The sequence below is a fragment of the Streptomyces wedmorensis genome, assembly GCF_000716445.1.
GTDB lineage: Bacteria > Actinomycetota > Actinomycetes > Streptomycetales > Streptomycetaceae > Streptomyces > Streptomyces wedmorensis.
The window spans coordinates 92,974-107,118 of record NZ_JNWK01000019.1 but is presented as its reverse complement, the minus strand read 5'-3'; the positions used below and the strand labels follow the sequence as shown (position 1 = coordinate 107,118).

Annotated in this window: 15 protein-coding genes; 6 read left to right on the top strand and 9 right to left on the bottom strand. The window is 70.3% G+C overall.

The window, feature by feature from the left end; translation table 11 throughout:
- Positions 1 to 210: hypothetical protein (locus OO54_RS46780; RefSeq protein WP_209440899.1), on the top strand; the 210-nt coding region annotated here is incomplete at its 5' end.
- Positions 211 to 358: 148 nt separating this feature from the next.
- On the opposite strand, the gene OO54_RS17475 is transcribed toward OO54_RS46780, so the two are convergent.
- Positions 359 to 1,021: a DNA-3-methyladenine glycosylase gene (locus OO54_RS17475; RefSeq protein WP_033204148.1), complete on the bottom strand. Its 663-nt coding sequence runs from the start codon at positions 1,019 to 1,021 to the stop codon at positions 359 to 361.
- 78 nt (positions 1,022 to 1,099) lie between these two features.
- Here OO54_RS17475 and OO54_RS17470 point away from each other — a divergent pair, with 78 nt between their 5' ends.
- From OO54_RS17470 to OO54_RS17460, 3 genes are all read left to right on the top strand, one after another.
- Positions 1,100 to 1,882, top strand: coding sequence for a sporulation protein (locus OO54_RS17470; protein WP_017238509.1), 783 nt, complete (start codon positions 1,100 to 1,102; stop codon positions 1,880 to 1,882).
- Between the two features lie 56 nt (positions 1,883 to 1,938).
- On the top strand, positions 1,939 to 2,478 hold the full coding sequence (locus OO54_RS17465; protein ID WP_033204147.1) for a YbhB/YbcL family Raf kinase inhibitor-like protein: 540 nt from the start codon (positions 1,939 to 1,941) through the stop codon (positions 2,476 to 2,478).
- 164 nt (positions 2,479 to 2,642) lie between these two features.
- Complete coding sequence (locus OO54_RS17460; RefSeq protein WP_017238511.1) at positions 2,643 to 3,149, top strand: HNH endonuclease; 507 nt, start codon at positions 2,643 to 2,645, stop codon at positions 3,147 to 3,149.
- A gap of 78 nt (positions 3,150 to 3,227) precedes the next feature.
- On the opposite strand, the gene OO54_RS17455 is transcribed toward OO54_RS17460, so the two are convergent.
- The 4 genes from OO54_RS17455 to OO54_RS17440 form a co-directional block, all read right to left on the bottom strand.
- The gene (locus OO54_RS17455; RefSeq protein ID WP_200146639.1) at positions 3,228 to 4,001 is read right to left on the bottom strand and encodes a sulfite exporter TauE/SafE family protein; all 774 of its coding nucleotides are present in this window, start codon (positions 3,999 to 4,001) and stop codon (positions 3,228 to 3,230) included.
- Between the two features lie 92 nt (positions 4,002 to 4,093).
- On the bottom strand, positions 4,094 to 5,035 hold the full coding sequence (locus OO54_RS17450) for an SPFH domain-containing protein (RefSeq protein ID WP_033204144.1): 942 nt from the start codon (positions 5,033 to 5,035) through the stop codon (positions 4,094 to 4,096).
- A 93-nt stretch (positions 5,036 to 5,128) separates the two neighbouring features.
- Positions 5,129 to 5,557: an NfeD family protein gene (locus OO54_RS17445; RefSeq protein ID WP_033204143.1), complete on the bottom strand. Its 429-nt coding sequence runs from the start codon at positions 5,555 to 5,557 to the stop codon at positions 5,129 to 5,131.
- Between the two features lie 76 nt (positions 5,558 to 5,633).
- A complete protein-coding gene (locus OO54_RS17440) occupies positions 5,634 to 6,431 on the bottom strand; it encodes an ABC transporter ATP-binding protein (protein WP_017238514.1) in 798 nt (265 codons plus the stop codon).
- Between the two features lie 135 nt (positions 6,432 to 6,566).
- On the opposite strand from OO54_RS17440, the gene OO54_RS17435 reads away from it, so the two are divergent.
- Positions 6,567 to 7,358, top strand: a complete 792-nt coding sequence (locus tag OO54_RS17435; RefSeq protein ID WP_017238515.1) for a hypothetical protein — start codon at positions 6,567 to 6,569, stop codon at positions 7,356 to 7,358.
- 625 nt (positions 7,359 to 7,983) lie between these two features.
- Here the strand turns inward: OO54_RS17435 and OO54_RS17430 are convergent.
- From OO54_RS17430 to OO54_RS17420, 3 genes are all read right to left on the bottom strand, one after another.
- Entirely contained in the window at positions 7,984 to 8,226 is a 243-nt protein-coding gene (locus OO54_RS17430; RefSeq protein ID WP_017238516.1) for a chaplin, read from the bottom strand.
- A gap of 153 nt (positions 8,227 to 8,379) precedes the next feature.
- Positions 8,380 to 9,024, bottom strand: coding sequence for a response regulator (locus OO54_RS17425; protein ID WP_033204141.1), 645 nt, complete (start codon positions 9,022 to 9,024; stop codon positions 8,380 to 8,382).
- Positions 9,017 to 10,162 carry a GAF domain-containing sensor histidine kinase gene (locus OO54_RS17420; RefSeq protein ID WP_033204139.1) on the bottom strand — a complete coding sequence of 382 codons (1,146 nt, stop codon included), beginning with the start codon at positions 10,160 to 10,162 and terminating at the stop codon, positions 9,017 to 9,019. Before OO54_RS17420 ends, OO54_RS17425 begins: the two co-directional genes overlap by 8 nt.
- Before the next feature lie 434 nt (positions 10,163 to 10,596).
- On the opposite strand from OO54_RS17420, the gene OO54_RS17415 reads away from it, so the two are divergent.
- The gene (locus tag OO54_RS17415) at positions 10,597 to 11,394 is read left to right on the top strand and encodes a transglycosylase SLT domain-containing protein (RefSeq protein ID WP_033204137.1); all 798 of its coding nucleotides are present in this window, start codon (positions 10,597 to 10,599) and stop codon (positions 11,392 to 11,394) included.
- A gap of 100 nt (positions 11,395 to 11,494) precedes the next feature.
- Here OO54_RS17415 and OO54_RS17410 read toward each other — a convergent pair whose 3' ends face one another.
- Positions 11,495 to 14,071, bottom strand: a complete 2,577-nt coding sequence (locus tag OO54_RS17410) for an ABC transporter ATP-binding protein/permease (RefSeq protein ID WP_033204136.1) — start codon at positions 14,069 to 14,071, stop codon at positions 11,495 to 11,497.
- Between the last annotated feature and the right edge of the window lie 74 nt (positions 14,072 to 14,145).

Sequence of the window (14,145 nt, the reverse complement as noted above, 5' to 3'; positions counted from 1 at the left end):
AATCTGGCGTTGATTTTTGGCACGCTGTTGAGTTCTCAAGGAACGGACGCTTCCTTCGTACTCACCCTCTCGGGCTTTCCTCCGGGCTTTCCCTTCGGTATTTCGTGTTTCCAACCTTACCAGATCGTTTTCCGTTCCGTTTCCGGTTCGGAGTTTGTATCCGGTGGCCTGTTGGCTGCCTTTCGCCTTTCGGCGTGGTCACTACTTTAGCTGATTTCCGTGGAGGCTCATAATCGAGTCATTCGAAACGAATTTCGGAATGCCGAAATGAACCCCGATCGGGGTGTCATCTTGAGTAGTGGATGGCCACTGCGGGGTGCTCGAACAAGCAGGCCCGGATCCAGCGGCTCGGGCTACGTTAGTCGGTCGGTCGGGCAGAGTCAAGGCGGCGCTTGCGGGGGGTGTGGGGGCGGTAGGGGCTGACGGTCGGGTCGTCGGTGAGCCAGAAGCGCCAGGGGTGGGAGGCCCCGTCGCCGCCGACGCCGGTACGGGGGCCGGTGAGGATGCGGTCCGGGAGCGCTGGGGTGCCGGTGAGGAGGGCGAGGGGGGCATCGGAGCCGGCGCAGACGTCGGTGCCGTTGAGGGAGAGGACGACGTCGAGAGACGTGGCCAGGCGGGCCGGGCCCTTGGCCAGCTCGCGGTCGGACCGGGCCGAGCGGCGGCGGGAGCGGGCCTGGTCGGCGCCGCGGAGGATTTCACCCGCGCGCAGCAGGACACCACTCGCGTGGCCCTCGGGTCCGCACACCAGGTTCAGGCAGTGCCACATGCCGTAGGTGAAGTAGACGTAGGCGTGACCGGGCGGGCCGAACATGACGGCGTTGCGCGCTGTGCGGCCGCGGAAGGCGTGGGAGCCGGGGTCGATCGCGCCGGCGTACGCCTCCACCTCCGTGAGGCGCAGCTCCATGCGGCCTTGCTCGGTGTTGCGGACGAGTGTGCGGCCCAGGAGATCGGGGGCCACTTCCAGAACGGGGCGGTCGAAGAAGGTCCGCGGGAGCGGCGTACGGTCTGAACTCTCGCTCATGGCGCCCGAGCGTAGTAGGGGAACCGGCTACGGTCGTCGCGCGTATGTAGGGGTCAGGACTGAGAAGGAGTGGAAGTCATGGGATTCAAGAAGCTGCTCGCGAGCCTCGGTGCCGGTGGGGCCAGTGTGGAGACGGTGCTCACCGAGGAGAACGTGGTCCCGGGCGGGGTCGTCCAGGGTGAGGTGCGGATCCAGGGCGGCAGCGTCGACCAGCAGATCGAGGGGCTGTCCATCGGGCTGCAGGCGCGCGTCGAGGTCGAGGGCGGCGATCAGGAGCACAAGCAGGACATCGAGTTCGTCAAGGTGCGCCTGGGTGGGGCCTTCGAGGTCAAGGCGGGAGCGGTGCACGTGGTGCCGTTCGGTCTGGACATCCCGTGGGAGACGCCGATCACGTCGGTCTCCGGGCAGCAGCTGCGCGGCATGAACATCGGTGTGACCACCGAGCTGGAGATCGCCCGGGCCGTGGACTCGGGTGACCTGGACCCGATCAACGTGCACCCGCTTCCGGCGCAGCAGGCGATCCTGGACGCCTTCCTCCAGCTGGGCTTCCGGTTCAAGAGCGCGGACATGGAGCGCGGGCAGATCCGGGGGACGCGGCAGAAGCTGCCGTTCTACCAGGAGATCGAGTTCTTCGCGCCGCAGCAGTACCGGGGGCTCAACCAGGTCGAGGTCAGCTTCGTCGCGGACGACCGTGAGATGGACGTCGTGCTGGAGATGGACAAGAAGCCGGGTCTGTTCGGAGAGGGCAGCGACTCCTTCCGTGCGTTCAAGGTGGGGCTGCACGACTTCCACACCACCGACTGGGCGGCGTACCTGAACCAGTGGCTCGCCGAGGTCGGTGGGCGGCGCAACTGGCTCTAGGCTCGGCCGGAGAGAGCTGCCGAGGCAGTAGCAACACGTGATTCGGAGGATTCGACGTGTCCGAGGGCAAGAGGGCGCCGCTCCCGCATGACTTCCATCCGCCGGTGGCGTCGTTCACCGTGGTGAGCGACGACGTCGCGCCGGGCGGGGTCCTGAAGGACGCTCAGGTGTACGCGGCGGGGAACACCTCGCCGCAGCTTCGCTGGGAGGGGTTCCCGGCGGAGACGAAGAGCTTCGCCGTCACCTGCTTCGACCCGGACGCCCCGACGGGGAGCGGGTTCTGGCACTGGGTGCTGTTCGACATCCCGGCGTCGGTGACGGAGCTGCCCGTCGGTGCGGGGTCGGGGTCGTTCGAGGGACTGCCGGCCGGTGCCGTGCACGTGCGGAACGACTACGGGTCGAAGGAGTTCGGCGGCGCCGCTCCCCCGGCCGGGGATCCGGCGCACCGCTATGTGTTCACGGTGTACGCGGTGGACAGCGAGAAGCTCGGTCCGGACGGTGACGCGTCGCCTGCGGCGATCGGCTTCAACCTGCGCTTCCACACGCTGGGGCGCGCCCAGTTGATCGGTGAGTACGCGGCTCCCGGGGCGGTCTGATCGTTCGTTTGTTGTTTGCCCGCTTCTGGTCTTGGAGAGATCAGAAGCGGGCACCTTTTGTTTCGCGAGAAATTGCGTTGTCCGACCCGGCCGGCCCGGCCATCGTTGATCCAAGCCCGCAGCCCCGCACCGGGACTGGGGCCGGCATACGGGAGGTGGGCAACATGCGGGACACGCTGGTTCTCAACGCGAGCTTCGAGCCGCTTTCGACGGTCACGCTCAATCGTGCGGTGGTGCTCGTCCTGCAGGACAAGGCCGTCGTCGAGCAGGCCCATCCCGAGCTCAGGGTGCGAGGTGCCGCCGTCGATCTTCCGGTGCCGCGGGTGATCCGGTTGTGCCGCTACGTCCGGGTGCCGTTCCGAAGACAGGCCCCGTGGTCGAGGAGGGGGGTGCTGGTCCGGGACCAGCACCGGTGCGCGTACTGCGGGCGGAGGGCGACGACCGTCGACCATGTCGTGCCTCGGGCGCAGGGCGGTGGGGACAGCTGGCTGAACACGGTCGCCTCGTGCGCCGAGGACAACCACCGCAAGGCGGACCGGACACCCGAGCAGGCCGGGATGCCGTTGCTTCACCAGCCGTTCGAGCCGACGCCGGCGGACGCCATGCTGCTCGCGTTGCGAGCGAGCGAGCGGTCGGAGCTGCCGGAGTGGCTGGCGAACTCGGCCGCGTAGACTCGTGATCCGCGGACAGGTGGAAGGGCCCGTCTCCCCGGGTGGGGAGGCGGGCCCTTCCCGTCGGCCGGACGCGGGCTACTTGAGCGTGAGTTGGAGGATCGCGACCACGCCGACCACGATGATCACTCCGCGCAGGACCGAGGGGGGCAGTCTCCGGCCGACCTTGGCGCCGATCTGGCCGCCGAGGGTGGAGCCGACGGCGATGAGGAGGACGGCGGTCCAGTCGAAGTCGGCGACGAAGAGGAAGAAGACGGCGGCGATGCCGTTGACGAGGGCGCCGAGGATGTTCTTGACGGCGTTGATCCGCTGCAGGCTGTCGTGGAGCAGCAGGCCCATGAGGGAGAGGTAGAGCACTCCCTGTGCGGCGCCGAAGTATCCGCCGTACATGCTGGCGAGGAAGAGGCCGACGAGGAGGACGGGGCCTCCGTCGGGGTGTGCCTCGGTGCCGGTCTGCTCGCGCCGGCGCTTCACCGCGGCGGAGATGCGGGGCTGGAAGAGGACCAGGACGAGGGCGAGGCCGATGAGGACGGGGACGATCGCGTCGAACGCCTTGGACGGCAGTGCGAGGAGCAGGATCGCGCCGATGAGTCCGCCGAGGAGGGCGACGCCGCCGAGTCGGATGATCCGGGCCTTCTGACCCTTGAGTTCGCGGCGGTAGCCGATGGCCCCGCTGACGGAACCGGGTACGAGGCCGAGGGCGTTGGAGACGTTCGCGGTGATCGGCGGGAGTCCGGTCGCGAGGAGGACGGGGAACGTGATCAGCGTGCCCGATCCGACGATGGTGTTGATGGTGCCGGCGCCGATGCCGGCGGCGAAGACCGCCAGTGCTTCCCAGATGGACAACGCCATCTCCTTACATGGTCAGTGGCTCGCCTCCCCGCCCTGAGGTCGTCAGGGTCGAGGGGCTCGCACCGATCATGCACGAGGATTACGTGTACGTGTCAGTCAACCTGCGGTTCGTCTCGCCGCGCGGACGGTACGTCGCCCTTGACGTTGAAGCCGGGGGCGCCGGGGGCCGCGTTGCCCAGGGCTCCGGAGAGGCCCTTGAGGGCGTCGCCGATCTCGCTGGGCACGATCCAGAGCTTGTTGGCGTCGCCTTCGGCGATCTTCGGGAGCATCTGGAGGTACTGGTACGACAGCAGCTTCTGGTCGGGGTCGCCCGCGTGGATGGCCTCGAAGACCGTGCGGACGGCCTGGGCCTCGCCTTCGGCGCGGAGGGCGGCGGCCTTGGACTCGCCTTCGGCGCGGAGGATCGCCGACTGCTTCTCGCCCTCGGCGGTGAGGATCGCGGACTGGCGCGTTCCCTCGGCGGTGAGGATCGCGGCGCGCTTGTCGCGCTCGGCGCGCATCTGCTTCTCCATCGAGTCCTGGATGGAGGTCGGCGGCTCGATCGCCTTCAGCTCGACGCGGTTGACGCGGATGCCCCACTTGCCGGTGGCCTCGTCGAGGACGCCGCGCAGGGCCGCGTTGATCTCCTCGCGGGAGGTGAGGGTCCGCTCCAGGTCCATGCCGCCGATGATGTTGCGCAGGGTGGTGACGGTGAGCTGCTCGATCGCCTGGATGTAGCTGGCGACCTCGTAGGTCGCGGCCCTGGCGTCGGTCACCTGGTAATAGATGACCGTGTCGATGTTGACGACCAGGTTGTCCTGGGTGATCACCGGCTGCGGCGGGAACGGGACGACCTGTTCACGGAGGTCGATCCGGTTGCGGATCGAGTCGATGAACGGGACGACGATGTTCAGTCCGGCGTTGAGAGTGCGGGTGTAGCGGCCGAAGCGCTCCACGATCGCCGCGCTCGCCTGCGGGATGACCTGGATCGTCTTGATCAGGGCGATGAAGACGAGCACCACCAGAATGATCAGGACGATGATGACTGCTGACATCGTGTTCCCCGTGCCCTTCGCTGCCTGTTGACTGCCGGGTGGCCTTGCATGATCGAGTTTCCCAGATGGCGTGGCGTCATGGGCGAGGTTCGGTCACATGACGACGGCTGTCGCCCCGTCGATCTCTACGACATCGACCTGTTCGCCCGGTTCGAAGCTCTGGCCCGTGTCGAGCGCCCGGGCGGACCAGACCTCGCCGGCGAGTTTGATGCGCCCTCCACTCCCGTCGACCCGTTCCAGGACGACGGCCTGACGCCCCCTCAGGGCGTCGACGCCGGTGGCGAGTCCGGGCCCGCCGTCGCGGTGCCGGGCCGCGATCGGTCGGACCACCGCGATGAGCGCCACCGAGACGACGACGAAGACGAGCACCTGAGGGACGACGCCGAAGCCGAGCGCGGCGGTCACCGCGCCGGCGACCGCTCCCACGGACAGCATGCCGAACTCCGGCATCGCGGTCAGGACCAGCGGAATGCCGAGCCCCACCGCGCCGATCAACCACCAGACCCATGCGTCGATGTCCACATGGTCATGGTAGGGCGGGTGGGGCTCTCCGGGACAGGGCGCGGGCGACTGTGCGGGACGCCGGCACTCCGCTCGGTCACTTCAGGGGCAGACCGTGGGCGGTCCAGCGGTCGCCGACGCGCTCGACGACGAGCGGCAGGCCGAAGCAGCGCGAGAGGTTCCGGGAGGTCAGCTCGGTCTCCACGGGACCGGCCGCGAGGACCTTGCCCTGACGGATCATCAGGACGTGGGTGAAGCCGGGCGCGATCTCCTCGACGTGGTGGGTCACCATGATCATGGAGGGGGCGTACGGGTCGCGGGCCAGGCGGCCGAGGCGGCGGACCAGGTCCTCGCGGCCGCCGAGGTCGAGACCGGCGGCGGGCTCGTCGAGGAGGAGGAGCTCCGGGTCGGTCATCATCGCGCGGGCGATCAGGGTGCGCTTGCGCTCGCCCTCGGAGAGCGTGCCGAACTTGCGGTCGAGGTACTCGTTCATGCCGAGCCGGTCGAGGAAGGCCTTGGCGCGGTCCTCGTCGACCGGGTCGTAGTCCTCGTGCCAGGTGGCGGTCATGCCGTACGCCGCGGTGAGGACGGTCTGGAGAACGGTCTGGCGCTTCGGGAGCTTCTCCGCCATCGCGATGCCGGCCATGCCGATGCGGGGGCGGAGTTCGAAGACGTCGGTGCCGACGCCGCCGAGCTGCTCGCCCAGGACGTGGGCGGTGCCCTTGGTGGGGAAGAGGTAGCTGGAGGCGATGTTCAGAAGGGTCGTCTTGCCGGCGCCGTTGGGTCCGAGGATCACCCAGCGCTCGCCCTCCTTGACCGACCAGGAGACCTCGTCCACCAGAGCCCGTCCGTCGCGGACCACGGATACGTCCACCAGCTCCAGTACATCGCTCATGAGCGCGTTGTCTCCCCTTGCGGTCGAGTCGTGTCGTCGCCTTGCGCCGATGGGCGCGGCGTCCAGGGGAAAACCTACGTTATCGACGGAGCGGGCCGGTCCTTAGGGCTTCCTTGGAGTGCCTAGTCTGGGGAGATGCTTTCGGAACCACGCTCAGGACGCCTGGCCGCTTGGGGCAATGCCCTGCTGGCCGGGGCGGTGTCGCCGGACGACGCGGCACTGGCCATTGTCGGGGAGGACGCGGTGCACCGCGTGGAGGGGCTGCCGGGTGAGGCGGGACCGGTGGGGCTGACGCTCGCCCTCGGCCGGCTGCGGCGGCTCGGGGTGACCGGCTGGCGGGTGGCGCTGCCCGCGCCGGGGCATCCGCTCGGGTTGAGCGGGCCGCCCGACTTCAACGCGCGCGCGTTGGAGGCGGAGGAGGCCGTGGTCGGCTTCGGCGCGCCCTACGGGCTCGTACCGGAAGTCTCGGAGGCCGGGCCGGACGGTGACGTGCACGTCTCGGTGGTCTGGCACTGCCTCGGCGTACGAGAGGCCCCGCCGGCGGACGTGCCGTCGCTCGGCGAGGCCGAACGGGAACTGGCGGAGGCCCTGCGGGACGCGACCGCGGTACTGACCCGGCTCGACGTGGCGGCCTCCGGGCCGGCCGCGGAGGCGGCGCGCGAGGCGTACCGGGCGCGGGCGGAGGTCGGGCGCGAAGTGCTGGCGCCCGGGTATCCGCCACGTGCCGTGCGGGTCCTGGAACTGGCGCAGCGGATCGGTCTGCTGGTGAACCTGGCGTACGGCCACGGGCACGGGGGTGCGGTGAGCGCGTCGGAGATCGCGGCGCGGGGGGAGGCGTTGCGGCCGGTGGAGAGGGTGGCGCGGAGGGCCCAGGTGGCGGCGTACAACGCGTATGTGGAGGAGAGGGAGCGGGAGCGGGGGGTCTGAGGTCGGCTGTGCGCGTCGCCCGCTGCCGTGGTCGTCGCCCACCGCCCCTTCGCGGGGGCTGCCGCGGCGCGACCCCGTGCGGGCCTGCGGCCGCTGCCGCGCGTGGCTGCCACGCCGCCGTGTGGGCCTTCGCCCACCGCACCCCCCGTGTGGGCCTTCGCCCGCGTGGGCCTGCGCCCACCGCCGTGTGGGCAATCGTCCCGCTGGGGCGGGACGGGTGGGCACACGGGACGGCGCGCTTGGCGGCGCCCCCGCCCCCTGCGCCCTGACCCGCACCGAGTTGCGCGCCGAGCATCGGGTGCGGGTTCAGGCGTGGAAGCCTGGGCCCGGCAAGGGGCGCCGTCCGTTGTGCCCACCCGTTCCGCCCCAGCGGAACGAATGCCCACAACGAGGCGGGGCCGGGGGTTGCGGGTGGGCACCGCCCCAGCGGAACGACTGCCCACAACGAGGCGGGGCCGGGGGGTGCGGGTGGGCACCGCCCCAGCGGAACGACTGCCCACAACGGGCGGGGCCGGGGGGTGCGGGTGGGCACCGCCACAGTGGAACGAATGCCCACAACGGGCGGGGCGCGGGCCCACAACGGGGTGGGCGGGCGCAGCTCGCAGTGGGGGGAGGGGGCCGGGGGTTAGTTGTTGAGGGCGGTGTTGCCGAAGGCGGGGTTGAGCAGGCCGATCACGTTGACCGTGTTGCCGGAGACGTTCACGGGGACGTGGACCGGGACCTGCACCAGGTTGCCGGAGGCGACGCCCGGCGAGTTGAGGGCCTTGCCCGAGGCCTCGGCGCCGTGGGCGGAGGCGACACCGGCACCGGCGGCGACGATGCCACCGGCGACCATGGTGAGGGCAGCGGCCTTCTTGAGGTTCTTCACTTGGTACATCCTCCTGGTCATCGCTGCGGCAGGTCCGCCGCAGCACGCTCTGGAGAACGCCTGATCCCCCGCCGGGTTGCGCCGAACGGGGGATATACACACGACGGTATGAAGTACTGAACGGTCGTGCGCCCGGCGCATGAGGGGGGCGCGTCAGTCGGTGAGGCCGTGGCGTACGGCCCAGAGGGCGGCCTGGGTGCGGTCCGCCAGGTCGAGCTTCATGAGGATGTTCGAGACGTGCGTCTTGACGGTCTTCTCGGAGAGGACGAGGGCGCGGGCGATCTCGCGGTTGGAGCGGCCGTCGGCGATCAGGCCGAGGACCTCGCGCTCCCGCTCGGTGAGGGTGGTGCCCCGGCCCGTACCCCCCGGTGAGTCGTCCTGGGCGAGGAGCGCGCCGGCGACCTCGGGCTGGAGGAGGACGTGCCCGGCGTGGACGGAGCGGATCGCGGCGGCCAGGGCGTCGGGGTCGATGTCCTTGTATACGTAGCCGCAGGCTCCGGCGCGGAGCGCGGGAACGACGGTGCGCTGCTCCGTGAAGCTGGTGACGACGAGGACCCTGGCGGGGTTGGCGTGCTCACGGAGCCGTCTGAGCGCCTCGATGCCGTCCGTGCCGGGCATCTTCACGTCCATGAGGACGACGTCGGGGCGGAGCTCCTCGGCGCGTGCGACGCCTTCGGCGCCGTCGGAGGCCTCCCCCACCACCTCTATGTCGTCCTGCACCTCCAGGAAGGTGCGCAGGCCTCGGCGGACGACCTGGTGGTCGTCGACCAGCAGGACTCGGATCGGTCGGTCAGCCACCGGGAACCTCCATCTCGATCGTGGTGCCCTCGCCGGCGGCCGAGGTCACGGTGAGCGCGCCGCCGACGCCGCTCGCCCGGTCCCGCATGGAGACCAGGCCGAGGTGGCGGCCGGCACTGCGGACCGTACGCGGGTCGAACCCCTTGCCGTCGTCGGTGACGGTGAGCCGGGCGCCCTGGCCGCTGCGGGCGAGGGTGACGGTGACGAGCTCGGCGTCCGCGTGCCGCAGGGCGTTGTGCAGGGCCTCCTGGGCGACCCGGAGCACGGCCTCCTCCTGGGCTGCCGGCAGGGCCCGGGCGCCCTGGCCGTCGAAGGTGACCCGGGCGGTGTGGGCGCGGTCGAGGACCTGGATCTGGGTGCGGAGGGTGTGGACGAGGCCGTCCTCGTCGAGGGCCGCGGGGCGGAGCTCGACGACGGCGGCGCGCAGTTCGTCGGCGGCCTCGGCGGCGAGCACGGCGACCTGCTGGAGCTCACCCTTGGCACGGACCGGGTCCCGGTCGACGAAGGCGGCCGCGGCCTGGGCGGTCAGCCGGAGCGAGAAGAGCTTCTGGCTGACGGCGTCGTGCAGCTCGTGGGCGAGGCGGGAGCGTTCCTCGGCGATGGTGAGTTCGCGGCTGCGCTCGTAGAGGCGCGCGTTGGTGAGGGCGATGGCCGCGTGCTGGGCGAGGATCGAGAGCAGTTCCTCGTCCTCCGCGGTGAAGCCGCAGCCGCCGTCCTCCTTCGGACAGCGCTTGTTGGCGAGGAAGAGGGCGCCCAGGATCTCGTCGCCGTCCCTGACGGGGAGGCCGAGGAAGTCGGACATCTCGGGGTGGGCGGCCGGCCAGCCCTCGAAGCGGGGGTCGAGGCGGACGTCGGCGAGCCGTTCGGTCTCGGCCTTCTGGAGCATGGCGGCGAGGATGCCGTGCTGCCGTGGGAGAGGGCCGATCGCCTTCCACTGCTCCTCGCTCACCCCGTCGACCACGAACTGGGCGAAGCCGCCGTGGTCGTCGGGGACGCCCAGGGCCGCGTACTCGGCGTCGAGCAGCTCGCGGGCGGAGGCGACGATCGTCTTGAGGACGTCGCGGACCTCCAGGTGGCGGCTCATCGCGAGGAGGGCGGTGCTCACGGCGGCCAGGCCGGAGCTGGGTCGATGGCTCATGTGTTCACCGTACCGGCGGGGTGTGACCCTCCGTATCCGTCCGGGGACCACGCCCGGGGGGGGTCTCGCGACCTAGGTCCGACGGCCTGGGAGGGCGGTCTCGTCCCTGGGGAGGAGACCTGCTCACCGTGCGCATTGCCGGTGCAACGCCCGGTGAGTTCGTTACGTGGCCGATGTGAGCCCGCGCATAGGACCCACATCACTTACGAAGCGGCCTAGTGGATGCGGTCAGACCAGGCAGAGGCGGTGGGGGCTGGCCTCGAAGGGGTGCCGGGGGTCCGGGCACACGCCGCTGATCCACTACCCGGGATCGTACGTCACACCTTTGCCACAGGATTTTGCGGCCGCTAAGAATTGCCCCCGTCGCCGTCGAGTAAGGCGCAGCAGCACCGCCGCCGGCGGAGCGACCCCCAGCGATTCGAAGAGGTTTCTGCATGTCTGCGAACACCCCTGGCCACAGTCGTGGTCTGAAGAAGACCCACAAGGCCACGATCGCCGGCGTCGCCGCTCTGGGCGCCGCAGCTCTCACCCTCTCCCTGGTGCCGGGCAACGGCGCCACCGAGACCGAGCCGCAGGCCCTCTCGGGCACGCAGCAGGTCGCCTGGTCCTACGACGCCGCGAGCCCGCAGGCGAAGGCGCTGGCCGCCAGCGTCACCGAGCAGCACACCACCGTCGGCCTGAAGGCCAAGCAGGAGGCCGAGGCGAAGGCCAAGGCCGAGGCCGCCGCCAAGGCGAAGGCCGCGAAGGCCAAGGCCGACGCGAAGGCGAAGGCCGCCGCCAAGGCCAAGGCGGACGCCAAGGCCAAGGCCGCCGCCAAGGCGAAGGCGGAGGCGAAGGCCAAGGCCGCGGCGAAGAAGCGTGCCGCGGAGAAGGCGGCCGCGAGCCGTTCCGTCGCCCGCACCCCCGTCTTCGCGAACAACCTCGACGGCTGGATCCGCGAGGCGCTGTTCATCATGGACAAGCACAACATCCCGGGCTCGTACAACGGCCTGCACAAGAACATCATGCGCGAGTCCAGCGGCAACCCGCGGGCCATCAACAACTGGGACATCAACGCCATCAACGGCGTCCCGTCCAAGGGTCTGCTCCAGGTCATCTACCCGACCTTCAAGGCCTACCACGTGCCCGGCACCGCGTTCGACCAGTACGACCCGGTCGCCAACATCGTCGCCGCCGCCAACTACGCGGCCGACCGCTACGGCTCGATCGACAACGTCAACAGCGCGTACTGATCCGCTGTCGCACCGCGGTACGCCTCCCGTACGGCTCCCGTACGCCGAAGGGCGGCACCCCCACTGGGGGTGCCGCCCTCGGGCGTACTGCCGTGCGTGACTACTTGCGCATGACCTCGGGCTCGTGGCGGCGCAGCAGACGCGCCACGGCGACGCAGCAGACGGTGGCCATGAACAGCTGGATGCCGAGGTCGAGGCTCCACTGGCCGACCGTGTGCTCCCACAGCGGGTCGGTGTTCGTGGGGTCCTTGTGGTCCCACGGCGGCATCAGGTGCGCCAGGTCCAGGGTGGCGCCGGCACCGGCGATGCCCCAGCGGGAGGGCATGAGCCAGGCGAACTGCTCAAGGCCGGGCGAGTCGTACACCTGGAAGAGGATGCCGGTGAACACGACCTGGATGATCGCGAACATGACGAGCAGCGGCATGGTCTTCTCGGCGGTCTTCACCAGCGCGGAGATGACCAGGCCGACCATCATCGAGGTCAGGCCGAGCCCGATGACCTGGATGCACAGCTCGACGGCCGGCGGCATGAGCAGGCCCTCTTCGGGCAGCGCGCGCGTGGAGAAGCCGATGGCGCAGATGATCACGCCCTGGAAGGCCGTGATCAGGCCGAGGACGATGACCTTGGACATCAGGTACGCGGAGCGGGACAGGCCGACGGCACGCTCCCGCTCGTAGATGACCCGTTCCTTGATCAGCTCACGGACCGAGTTGGCCGCGCCGCTGAAGCACATGCCGACCGCGAGGATCAGCATGATCGTGCCGGCGTCGCCGTTGAACCGGGACGGGGGCGTGGGCTTGCCGAGGCCGAAGTCGGCGGGGATGACGACGGACACCGCGCCGAGGACGGCCGGCAGGATCACCATCAGGGCCATGAAGCCCACGTCGGAGGCGATCACGGAGACGTAGCGGCGGATCAGGGTCCACAGCTGGGAGCCCCAGCCCTGCGGCTTGGGCGGCCGGGACATCGCCTGCTGCGGCATCTGGACGGGCTGGGCGGCGACGGCGTCGATGTCCGCGGCGTACATCTGGTAGTGCTGCGAGCCCTTCCAGCGGCCCGCCCAGTCGTAGTCGCGGTAGTTCTCGAAGGCGGAGAACACGTCGGCCCAGGTGGAGTAGCCGAAGAAGTTCAGCGCCTCCTCCGGCGGACCGAAGTACGCCACCGAGCCGCCGGGGGCCATGACGAGGAGCTTGTCGCACAGGCCGAGCTCGGCCACCGAGTGGGTGACGACGAGGACCGTGCGGCCGTCGTCCGCGAGGCCGCGCAGGAGCTGCATGACGTCGCGGTCCATGCCGGGGTCGAGGCCGGAGGTCGGCTCGTCCAGGAAGATCAGCGAGGGCTTGGTGAGGAGCTCCAGGGCGACGGAGACGCGCTTGCGCTGGCCACCGGAGAGGGAGGTGACCTTCTTCTCCTTGTGGATGTCGAGCTTGAGCTCGCGCAGCACCTCGTCGATGCGGGCCTCGCGCTCGGCGGTGGCGGTGTCGCCGGGGAAGCGGAGCTTGGCCGCGTAGCGCAGCGCCTTCTGGACGGTCAGCTCCTTGTGGAGGATGTCGTCCTGCGGGACCAGACCGATGCGCTGGCGCAGCTCGGCGAACTGCTTGTAGAGGCTGCGGTTGTCGTAGAGGACGTCGCCCTCGTTGGCCGGGCGGTAGCCGGTCAACGCCTTGAGCAGGGTGGACTTTCCGGAGCCGGACGGGCCGATGACGCCGATCAGCGACTTCTCGGGGACGCCGAAGCTGACGTCCTTGAGGATCTGCTTGCCGCCGTCGACGGTGACGGTGAGGTGGCGGGCCGAGAAGGAGACGGAGCCGGTGTCGACGAACTCTTCCAGCTGGCCGCCGACGATCCGGAACGTCGAGTGGCCGACGCCGACGATGTCCTGCGGGCCGAGGAGGGCGGTGCCGCCCTTGGCGATCGGCTGACCGTTGACGTAGGTGCCGTTGTGGGAGCCGAGGTCGCGGATCTCGAAGCGGCCGTCGGGCGTCGCGTGGAACTCGGCGTGGTGCCGCGAGACCTGGAGGTCGGAGACGACCAGCTCGTTCTCGAGGGCACGGCCGATGCGCATGACGTGGCCGAGGGACAGTTGGTGGAACGTGGTCGGGCTGCGGTCGGCGTAGGCCGACGACGCCCCCGCGGCGCCGTGCCCGGGGTGACCGTGCCCGCCCTGGGGGGCGCCCTGCTGGTGCGGGAACTGCGGCTGCGCCTGCGGCTGCTGCCAGCCCGGCTGCTGCTGCGGCGGGCCCTGCGTGGCCCAGTCCGCCTGGGCGGCGGCCTGGTCGGCCGCCTGGTGCGCCGCCACGGGCTGGGCCACCGGCGGCTGCTGGGCCTGTGCCTGCTGGTGGGCCTGCGGCGCCGCCTGGGCTCCGGACTGGGCTCCGGCGGCGAGATTGAGCCGCGGGCCGTCGGTCGCGTTGCCCAGGTGGACGGCCGAGCCGGGGCCGATCTCCATCTGGTGGATCCGCTGCCCCTGGAGGAACGTACCGTTGGTGGAGCCGTGGTCCTCGATGACCCAGCTCCGGCCGCCCCAGCTGATGGTGGCGTGCCGCCACGAGACCCTGGCGTCGTCGATGACCAGGTCACCCTGCGGGTCCCTGCCCAGGGTGTACGACCGGGACGGATCGAGCGTCCAGGTCCTGCCGTTCAATTCCAGTACGAGTTCTGGCACTCCGAGCCCCACTACTTGTCCCCCGATGTACCCCCGCCTTCGGGAGTCCAGGGATGTCGAATCATCCTGGGGAACTATTTCAGGCC

Excerpts from the sequence above, each read along its gene's own strand:
- OO54_RS17475 (WP_033204148.1), bottom strand. The coding sequence starts at position 1,021 with ATGAGCGAGAGTTCAGACCGTACGCCGCTCCCGCGGACCTTCTTCGAC.
- OO54_RS17470 (WP_017238509.1), top strand. The coding sequence starts at position 1,100 with ATGGGATTCAAGAAGCTGCTCGCGAGCCTCGGTGCCGGTGGGGCCAGT.
- OO54_RS17460 (WP_017238511.1), top strand. The coding sequence starts at position 2,643 with ATGCGGGACACGCTGGTTCTCAACGCGAGCTTCGAGCCGCTTTCGACG.
- OO54_RS17455 (WP_200146639.1), bottom strand. The coding sequence starts at position 4,001 with ATGGCGTTGTCCATCTGGGAAGCACTGGCGGTCTTCGCCGCCGGCATC.
- OO54_RS17450 (WP_033204144.1), bottom strand. The coding sequence starts at position 5,035 with ATGTCAGCAGTCATCATCGTCCTGATCATTCTGGTGGTGCTCGTCTTC.
- OO54_RS17440 (WP_017238514.1), bottom strand. The coding sequence starts at position 6,431 with ATGAGCGATGTACTGGAGCTGGTGGACGTATCCGTGGTCCGCGACGGA.
- OO54_RS17435 (WP_017238515.1), top strand. The coding sequence starts at position 6,567 with ATGCTTTCGGAACCACGCTCAGGACGCCTGGCCGCTTGGGGCAATGCC.
- OO54_RS17420 (WP_033204139.1), bottom strand. The coding sequence starts at position 10,162 with ATGAGCCATCGACCCAGCTCCGGCCTGGCCGCCGTGAGCACCGCCCTC.
- OO54_RS17415 (WP_033204137.1), top strand. The coding sequence starts at position 10,597 with ATGTCTGCGAACACCCCTGGCCACAGTCGTGGTCTGAAGAAGACCCAC.